This window comes from Motilimonas sp. 1_MG-2023 (assembly GCF_030547455.1).
GTDB lineage: Bacteria > Pseudomonadota > Gammaproteobacteria > Enterobacterales > CBDFNC01 > Motilimonas.
Genome location: NZ_JAUOPX010000038.1, coordinates 35,327 through 44,617 on the forward strand (window position 1 = coordinate 35,327; position 9,291 = coordinate 44,617).

At 44.2% G+C, this 9,291-nt stretch carries 7 protein-coding genes and 1 pseudogene; 2 read left to right on the top strand and 6 right to left on the bottom strand.

The genetic code is table 11. The features are described 5' to 3' along the window. Positions 1-33: 33 nt before the first annotated feature. The 3 genes and pseudogenes from Q4519_RS16925 to yrfG all read right to left on the bottom strand — a co-directional run. Positions 34-483: pseudogene (locus Q4519_RS16925) on the bottom strand (DKNYY domain-containing protein); the annotation flags it as partial. 56 nt (positions 484-539) lie between these two features. Beyond that, the gene (locus Q4519_RS16930) at positions 540-1,100 is read right to left on the bottom strand and encodes a DKNYY domain-containing protein (RefSeq protein ID WP_303514283.1); all 561 of its coding nucleotides are present in this window, start codon (positions 1,098-1,100) and stop codon (positions 540-542) included. An 82-nt stretch (positions 1,101-1,182) separates the two neighbouring features. Further along, positions 1,183-1,836, bottom strand: coding sequence for a GMP/IMP nucleotidase (gene yrfG, locus Q4519_RS16935; RefSeq protein ID WP_232801712.1), 654 nt, complete (start codon positions 1,834-1,836; stop codon positions 1,183-1,185). 79 nt (positions 1,837-1,915) lie between these two features. Between yrfG and nudE the strand changes: the two genes are divergently transcribed. Both nudE and cysQ read left to right on the top strand, forming a co-directional pair. Beyond that, complete coding sequence (nudE, locus tag Q4519_RS16940) at positions 1,916-2,485, top strand: ADP compounds hydrolase NudE (RefSeq protein WP_232801713.1); 570 nt, start codon at positions 1,916-1,918, stop codon at positions 2,483-2,485. A 24-nt stretch (positions 2,486-2,509) separates the two neighbouring features. Continuing rightward, a complete protein-coding gene (gene cysQ / locus Q4519_RS16945) occupies positions 2,510-3,316 on the top strand; it encodes a 3'(2'),5'-bisphosphate nucleotidase CysQ (RefSeq protein ID WP_303514288.1) in 807 nt (268 codons plus the stop codon). 227 nt (positions 3,317-3,543) lie between these two features. Here the strand turns inward: cysQ and Q4519_RS16950 are convergent, their stop codons facing one another. The 3 genes from Q4519_RS16950 to Q4519_RS16960 form a co-directional block, all read right to left on the bottom strand. Next, positions 3,544-4,089: a zf-TFIIB domain-containing protein gene (locus Q4519_RS16950; protein ID WP_232801715.1), complete on the bottom strand. Its 546-nt coding sequence runs from the start codon at positions 4,087-4,089 to the stop codon at positions 3,544-3,546. A 386-nt stretch (positions 4,090-4,475) separates the two neighbouring features. After that, positions 4,476-5,828, bottom strand: a complete 1,353-nt coding sequence (locus Q4519_RS16955; RefSeq protein WP_303514290.1) for a sodium-dependent transporter — start codon at positions 5,826-5,828, stop codon at positions 4,476-4,478. Positions 5,829-6,144: 316 nt separating this feature from the next. Next, positions 6,145-9,225 (bottom strand): efflux RND transporter permease subunit, encoded by a 3,081-nt coding sequence (locus tag Q4519_RS16960; RefSeq protein ID WP_303514293.1) that lies wholly within the window; start codon positions 9,223-9,225, stop codon positions 6,145-6,147. Positions 9,226-9,291: the final 66 nt, after the last annotated feature.

Here is a 9,291-nt window from a genome sequence, read left to right on the forward strand (position 1 = left end):
CTGCAAATCTGGATGCAATAGGCTTAAGTAGAACTAAGGTTTATCAGCATTTAAACGTTGTCCATTAAGTAAATAGCCATGCTTGTCGTAGGCGTCTGAGCCTGTTTTATCATCATAGTCTGTCACAACTAGGCTCTCGCGGTCGACATCTGCTAATACAATCGTAGGTGCATATTGTTGGCTCAGGTAAACGCGATGTTTATCTTTCATATAGCCGCGGCCTAAAAACTCAAAGCTAGCAGGGTCTGAATCAGTAATCTCTTGTGAGTTATCAGCAATTAAGTCGTACACGCTGTTTTTGTCAAAGGCGTAGTATTGTTCATTATCATAAAGGGTAAAGCTGGTAATATCTGCCTCAGGTAAAATAATGGCATCTTCATAGTAAATATGGTGTTTGTCTTTGGCGACGGGGCCAAATAATACGGTAAAGCTGGCAAGATCAGCGCCAGCAACCAGCATGCTTTCACAATAGAGTCTTTCGCCATCGGTTAAATACGTTGCATGGCTGTCTTGATGAAAAACTCTGGTCTTGCTTGGAGTTAGATTAAGAGGTGTGGCGTGATAAAAACCTGATTTTTATCAGCCCAATAGTCATCGTTGTCGGCAAACAAGAGTTTAAAGCTCGTTGCGTCGGCTTCAGGTAGTGGTTGACCATGATAATAAACCCGCTCTGCGTCACGGGCATATTGTGAGCTGCGATAACTCGGCTCGTTATCAAATATACTAAACGACTCCGCGAGCGCGTCTGGAATAAGCTTGCCACTGTAATAAACATTCTGCTCAACCACACTGTAACCTGAATTCGAAATACCTCGTAAGGTGTTGCTCACTAGCGAGCCGTAGCTGGCATAAACCAACAATAGATTAAGAGGTATACCGATAATTATTAAATACTTAGACGGTATAAAAAACAGTGGCCAACCCATCAAGCCATAGAGTAAAAACAGCACACAAGGATAGAGCAGTAAGGCAACCGTGCTATAAACGGTATTGGGGTTATCGGTCGCACCGGGGCCGCCGAACATCATCACGCTGCCTATCCACATCATGGGCCAAAACAGTAGGGCCAGCGCGGTGAGTATTTGAAACGTGGTTAGCATGTTACTTCCTTGTCTTGATGGCTAGTGTGACCTTCTTTAACACGACACTTGAACTGGCAGGGTTAAAGTCGTTCAGTTGGCCTTATTGCGGCATGATTTCGCTAAAGTGGCTAATGGCTTGATGGCGATGAAAGGTCTTTTTCCCTAACTGGGAGTCGGGTAAATCAATAGCGATTAAATGTTTGATGCCAAAGGTTTTAGCGGCATCTAAAATCAGCTCATTATCGTCAATAAATAGGGTGCGGGCAGGATCAAAACCGATACGCTGCTGCACTTTATGCCAGAGTTGTTGCTCTTCTTTTGGTTGGCCATATTCATGTGTTGAAATGCAAGAGTCAAAAAATGCCACTAGCCCAGTGTATTCATTTTTAAGGCGTACACCTTCTGGGTGCGCATTGGTTAATATATGACGCGCCTTATTGGCCTTAATGAGTTGCTTGAGAAACAGTTGCGCATCTTGTCGCCAGTTGATTTTATCGGCCACTTGGTGTTGCAGTTGGTAAATATCAAGCTCTAAGGTTTGGGTCCAAAAGTCGTAACAATACCAATGCATGCTATCGGCAACGTCTTGGTATTTTTGTGCCATGATTTGTTTTGCTTGTGGCAGTGAAATTTGCTGGTGATCGGCATACGCTTGCGGAACAATATGATTCCAAAGTTGATTATCATAATGTAAATCCAACAAGGTGCCGTCCATATCCAGTAGTACTGTGTCTATCTCTTGCCAGTTGAGCATGGTGTTCCTTATAAATATCTGATATTAATGTTCTAGTATGGACAGCAGTGTAACTTTTCTTTTTCTAACAGGCGAGAAGATGGCTAAATCGGCAGAAAAACCTAAGATTATCAATGCAGAGATTGTTGCGAAAAGTCGCTTTTTTAAGGTGGAAGCATTGGATTTATGCTTTAGTAATGGCGAGCAACGTCGTTACGAACGCATGAAAAGCAACGGACGCGGTGCAGTGATGATGGTGCCTATCTACAACAATGAAAGCCTGATTTTGGTGCGAGAATATGCTGCTGGAACCCATAGTTATGAACTCGGGTTCCCCAAAGGTTTAATTGATGAAGGCGAGCAAGCAGTGGCTGCAGCGAATCGCGAGCTAATGGAGGAAGCGGGCTTTGGTGCGAAACAATTCTATCCACTTAAATCACTGCAACTTGCGCCGGCCTATTTTGCTAATGCGATGTCCGTTTTTATTGCCGATGATTTATATCCACAAACATTGGCTGGCGATGAGCCCGAGCCACTAGAAGTGGTGTACTGGCCGATTAAAGATGCATTGCAGTTATTAAATGAGCCAGACTTTAACGAGGCGCGCAGTGTTTGCGCACTGATGCTGGCATTAAAGTGGCTTGAAACTGACCCAAGGCTCAGTGCTTAATTATCACCTCGTTCAGGAGTGAATATGCAACCAATAGATTATTTAGATTCCGCTTGTCAATTTGCCCGCGAAGCAGGGGCGATTATCAAGCAAATTTATGATTCAAAAGACTATGAAGCTTGCACTAAGGGAGATGATACCCCCGTTACCAGTGCGGATATCGCTGCACATCAATATCTGGTAAAAGCATTTCATGAACTGACGCCTGAGATCCCGATGTTGTCAGAAGAGGCTGCCGATATTCCACTAGCCAGGAGATCAAATTGGTCGACTTATTGGCTGGTTGATCCCCTTGATGGTACCCAAGAGTTTATTTCTCGCAGCGGGGATTTTGCCACCATTATCGCCTTAGTACATGAAAATAAGCCGGTGCTGGGAGTGATTTATGCTCCGATAGCGGACGTATGTTATTACGCCGTGAGTGGTCATGGTGCGTTTAAACAAGTGGCCGATCAAGCGCCAGTGGCTATTTCTAGCATGCAATATGACGTACAAACCAAGCAACTTAATGTTGCAGTCAGTAAAGTGCAGTCCCTTTCTAAAATTACTAATTTATTGGCGCCTGACTATAACTACAACATGATCCCATTAGGCTCAAGCTCACTGAAAAGCTGCCTAGTAGCGGAAGGTAGTGCTGATTGTTACGTGCGAGTGGGGCCCACAGGTGAATGGGATACGGCGGGGGCCCAATGTATTGTTGAAGAAGCGGGTGGCAAAATTCAAAGCTTAAAATTAGAAGCGTTAAGTTACAACGAACGTGAAAGTTTAGAAAACCCTAACTTTATTGTGGTTGGTGATAATCAGCTGCCTTGGCAGCGTATTATTCTGTAACTAATCCGAATCTGGATAAGCGAAATAGTATGCATTCCTGCAAAAACGCAGTAAATAGTCCCTATTCGCTTTACGTTTTCATCCCTGAAAACGAAATTTTGCCCTAAAACATACTTTATCTGGCTACGATAGGATTCAGCAAAACTAAGGTTAACTATTCTTGACCATGAAAAAAGCCTTCAGTGTCAATCTGAAGGCTTTTTAAATTTAAACTAGAAGATAGTTGGTTAGACCTTGTAAGGATCGTCCGCAACCAAATAAGCTAACATTTCAGCTTTGTGCTCTGAGTCTTTTAGCCACGCTTTAACTTGTTGTAGCTTTTCATAATCAGCGTCACCAAAACGATTTTCATATTGCGCTTTTAGCACATCAGCGGTTTTTTCTAGGCGAATATTACGCTGCCACGGGTCGGTGAAAATCTTGTTGAGTTGGTTACTCAGACCAGACTTAACTAACAGTTCCCACTCGCCCTTATCTAGCCAAATGCCATTAACTGCAACACTTAAATCTACTTTATGCTGATGCTCGCTCGACATGCGGTATTTGCGCATTAAGCGGCCTGTAATTGGACAGATAATCGCCTTAGTGGTTTCACTTGGTTCAATATCGGTAATATCCGTTTCTTTTAGTGGCTCTGGGTTTGTTTCTTTCCAACGCAAGTAGTCGGCTAAGTAGAAAAAGTGGCCACCGCAATGATCACAAGTTAAAGAAGGCAGTAGCTGGGCTAGGTTTCCTTGGTGTAATTTACCGGTTTCACAGCTGGTACATTGCATTAAAATCGACTCCTTAAAGATGATGTCGCTATTATAAAGGTGAAGGCGCAACTGAACAGTGCTAAATAAAAAAAAGGTGAAGTATACCCAAGTTACCTCAAGATGCTTGTTCCGCGAGAATTTGTAGGCTGTTAAGCGCGACGCTGATTTGAGACATAGTTATTCTACGTTGAAAATCAGCAACAAAGCATAACAGCCTACAAAACTCGCCCTTTGGGAGCCGCTCATTATGTTCATTTTTCGTTAAAAGCCTCGCAAGGGACCCAGTCCGTAGGTCACTATTACGTCGTCTTTTTGCCTTAGACGAAACAGAATGAGAGGCTCTGAATCCTGTATCTTGGGGTGTCTTGGGTATAGATACTTCACCTTTTAATTTACTAGGTCGATTAAGCGGTAATCGAGCGAACCACTAATAAACCCACTAACACCGGGCAGACAAACTTAACGTAAGCCGGCCAAATTTTCCAAAACAGGCTGTTTTCAATGTTGTCATCACCTTGTCTAATTTCAGCTAACACCTTATTTCGGTGCCAGACCCAACCAGCAAAAATACACACGGCTAAGCTGGCAAGGGGCTGAGCATACTGAGTTGAAATTTGAATGATGAGTTCAAATAACATATCAAAGTTAAAAACAATCAAGTTACTAAAGCTAATCGCTGTTAAGCCCACTATCCATACCGCTTTACTGCGGTCAATGCGGGTTAGTTCGCACACAAAAGCCACTGGCGTTTCTAGCATCGCGATAGAGGAAGTCAGTGCCGCAATCACTAATAGAAAGAAAAAGCCGGTGCTAACGATATATTTTGCTGAGCCCATGGTGTCAAACAAAGCAGGTAACACTTTAAAAACTAAGTTGCTACTAGCGATGAGATCGCCATTGGCATCAAAAATTTCAACCCCTTGACTCATGGCAACATACATCGCGGGTACAATCAATAAACCAGCTAGGAAAGCTACGCCAGTGTCTACTAAGGTAACTTGTGCCGCTAGCTTAGGCACGCTGTCTTGTTTACTTAAATAAGAGCCATATACCATCATGGCGCCAGAGCCTAATGAAAGAGAGAAGAAGGTTTGACCGAGTGCATTAGCCAGTAAAGTGGCGTCAAACACTTGACTGAAGTCAGGTAGCAAATACGCCTTAAGGCCTTCCATTGCTCCGTTTTGGGTCATCATATACATGGCACTGGCTATTAATAATAAAAATAGCAGCGGCATTAAACGGGTTGACCACTTTTCAATGCCATCTTTGATGCCTTTTTTCACCACTAAAATGGTAATAAGGCCAAACAAGGTGGTAAACACTAAATTACGAGACAGTGAAAAGTCTGTAAGCCAAACGCTTTTTTCTCTATCTCCTGCTAATTCCACGACTGGCGCTAAGGTAAAACTGATAAACCAGCCGGAAATAATACTGTAAAAAGTGAAAATTAAGGTCACCACGAGAATTGATACTATTCCCGCTGTTGCGCCAATATGGCGAGTAAGGGGCGAGCTTGCTACACTTTGCATCGACTTCATTGGGTTAGCTTGGCCAGCGCGACCGATGAGTAATTCAGCCACTAACATGGGGTAACCAAGCATAAAAATCAGCACAAGATAGACCAGTAAAAATGCGCCACCACCATTACTGGCCGCTTGAGTAGGGAAGCCCCAAATATTACCTACGCCGACAGCACAGCCTGCTGCCGCTAATACGAACCCCAGCCGAGAGCTGAATTGTCCTCTGGTTTGTGCCATTTTTATCCTCTATTTAATGTTGTGTATGTGCGCTTTTTATAATTGTCGATGGGCGTTGCGAGGTGTAACGCCTTAGCTTCGGCTGTTTAAACAGATTATCTACTTAATCAGATCAGCATACAGCGTCACCTAAAAATTGAGCCTAGTGTGACGTGAACGCGAAGGTTGTCAAATCTAATCCACAAAAAATGTGAACATTAAAGAGTGAATACTTGTTTTTTTGTTTTTCTTTAGCTTGTTGTACTGTTGATTTTACATTGTTTGATGCTTTTGTTTGTCAGGGCCACTTTAGCCCTGACTTTAGGCTGTTGTCTAACTAAGTAGGCTGAGGTGCAAGTACTGCTTTGGTGTTTGAGTTTCCGCGTAGCAGTAGAAAGCCCGTTGGCACGAAATAGAACGAAACCAATGTTGTTAGCGCGGTGCCACCCGCAATTGCTATGGCAAAAGGTGGCCAAAAACCGCCGCCCGCTAATATTAGGGGTAAAAAGCCGCCGACCGTAGTAATAGTGGTAGAGGTTATATGACGGGTGCAACTCATTACGCAGGCTAATGCTGCCTCTTTGTTGCCAGCCATGGCATAGGGATTTGATTTCAGCTCCGCCAATATAACGATCGCCGCATTAATTGCTAAGCCAATTAAGCCGAGTAAGCCAATAATAACGGTAAAGCCAAATGGAAATTGACCTAAGTAAACACTCAACAGACCTAAGCCTGCTGCTTGTACCGCTGTTAGCATTATAAGTAAGCTTAAGCGAAACGAGTTAAACGAGAGCACCACCACAGTAACCAGCAGGGTCATCACTAAACCTAAGCTAGCTAATAGGTTACCCACTGCGTCATTACGTTTAGCTGACTCGCCGCCAAACTCTAAGCGATAACCAGATGGTAAAGTGAATTGGCTCTGTTCCAGCTTTTGTTTGAGCTGAGAGAGGACACTTGCTGGTAAAACCCCCTGTGTTAAGTAAGCTTCAATCACATTGACTCGCTCACCATCTCGTCTTGGAATGGCTCCTCGACTGGGGGCTAATTCAAATTCTGAGATTCCTGACAGTGGGATCATGCCTTGTTGGTTAGAAGTGACATTAAGAGAATTTAAATCAGATAACTCTTGCCTAGCATCGGGCGCAATGCGGATCCGAATAGGAATTGATTCCGTTGACTCGATAACACGGCTGCCTATTTTACCTTGGGTTGTACTTTCTAACTGATCGGCTATTTCGGTTAAGCCCAAGCCCATTACTCGGCTGGCCTCTTCGTTGACGTTTAGCCACACCTTAGGCGTTCCTGCTAGTAAGGTGCCACGGGTATGTAGTACATCGGGAATAGTGAATAACAGAGCTCGAACTTCATCACCTAGCGTTTTTAACTGATCTAAATTTTGACCGTATAAACGCACCTCAATGGGGGCGTTAAATGGCGGGCCTTGCTCGAGTTGACGTACCAGAATTTGCGCTTCGGGTACCGCTTTATCTAGCTCAGCTTGTAGCTCATGTATCAAGCGATTAGCGGTGCTAAAGTGATCAGCAGTGATCATGGCTTGGGCATAATTTTGTGCGCCTTGCTGGCGCATTAACAAGTTGTAATAAAAGGTGGGAGCATTGTTACCAATAAACCAATGAACAGACTCAATACCTTGGTATTTTGCAAGTATTTCATCTACTTCTGCGGTAACAGCACGGGTACGTTCGATGCTGGTTTGCGGCGCAAGGAACATTTCAATATGAAACATATCGCGATCTGATGGTGGAAAGAATTGCTCCGTTAATTGCCCTGCACCGTAAAAGCCGCTAACAGGGACCAAAAACACCAAGATCACACTGAGTTTCGGGTAGTTAAGTGAAAGGCGAACAGTTTTCTTAAATAGGTTCGCCAGTGACGGTAGCTGAATACCATTTTGATACCAGCGATGATTCGCCTCTTTTTGGCGTAGAAAGCGCCCCGCGATACTGGCTAAAATAGTATGGGAAATAAGGTATGAGCCGATCAATGAAAAGATCACACTTAAGGCAATACCACCAACAAATTCTCCAGCGGGTCCTGGCATTAAAATAATTGGCATAAAAGCCAAAATAGTGGTCAAAGTGGAGCCAAGTAGCGGCAGCCATAAATGTTTTAATGAGCGTTGCACCGCAAACAGAGCAGACATGCCCTGATGTCGTTTTTGTCCAATGGAGTCAACCATGACAATGGCGTTGTCAACCATTATCCCTAAGGCGACGACCAGCCCTGTCACCGACATTTGGTGAATGGGCAGGCCAAAATACTTCATGCAACTTAATGTGAATAACACAGTGATAGGTAGCGATAGTGCCACGATTAAGGCCGATCGCCAGCCTAATGTGAGTAATAACACTACCGATATAATGGCAAAACCAAATAACACGTTGCCCATTAACTCAGACAAGCGGGTTTGGGTGTAGCCATTTTGGTCGAAGATAACCTGACTAAGAATATTGCTTGGTAGCTGCTGACTAAATTCGTTTAGGCTACGGTCTAATGAGGCTGACCAAGTATCAATGCGCAAATCTGGCAGCATACGAGCTGACACCACAATACCTTGCTGACCATTGATAATAGCGAGACTGCTTTCGGGGGTTTTAATGCTACGTTTAACTTCTGCAAGATCGCCAACTCGATAAACAAAGCCTTTGCTATCACTGAGTAAGGGAATTTGTCGGATCCGCTCTAACGAGTCCAGCTCGCCCCTAAGCTCCAGTTGCATGGTATTGTCATTATTGTGTAATTCACCAGCGGATACCTTGGCATCGGCCGTATTGATTAGCTGGGCGACTTGCGCGCCAGTGAGTCTAAGAGCGGAAGCTGCATTTAAATCAAGTTCAACAAGAATTTCTTCTTCTGGCGCCCCTTGTACCTCAACAAAGTCAGTGCCAGGTATTAAGCGCAAGCGATTTTGTAACTCGCGGCCATAGCGGCCTAATATAGCCAAGTCGGGCTGAGTGCCGCCTTGCCAAGTGAGAGCGATGATTCGGGTAAATGCATAGCCGCGATCATCATCTAATTGTGGCACTGAACTGCCTGGCGGTAATTCTGGCGTAATATCACTTAATAAATCGCGGATCCTTGACCAAACGGGGGCTCCTTGCGTGATATGGTCTTTCAATTCCGCTTGGATCACTGAAATACCCGGACGAGAGGTTGAAGTCAGCACCTTGATTTCTGGGAGTTTACGAATTTTACTTTCTATTTTTTCACTGATCAGGGCTTCGACTCGCTCAGCCGATGCGCCGGGGAAGTGAGTGATAACTGTTGCAAAACGATTAGATATTCTAGGGTCTTCCATTCGTGGCAAGGTGTGAATAGCACCGAGGCCAGATACGATTAACACCACTAATGCCAGAACCAGTAGACGGGTATTATGAACCAACATTTTGATCATCTTCGTAGCTCCAGTTGCTCCAGTCGCTGTCTTGTGTGGTGACTTGTTGCCCTGGCATTAGCTTGT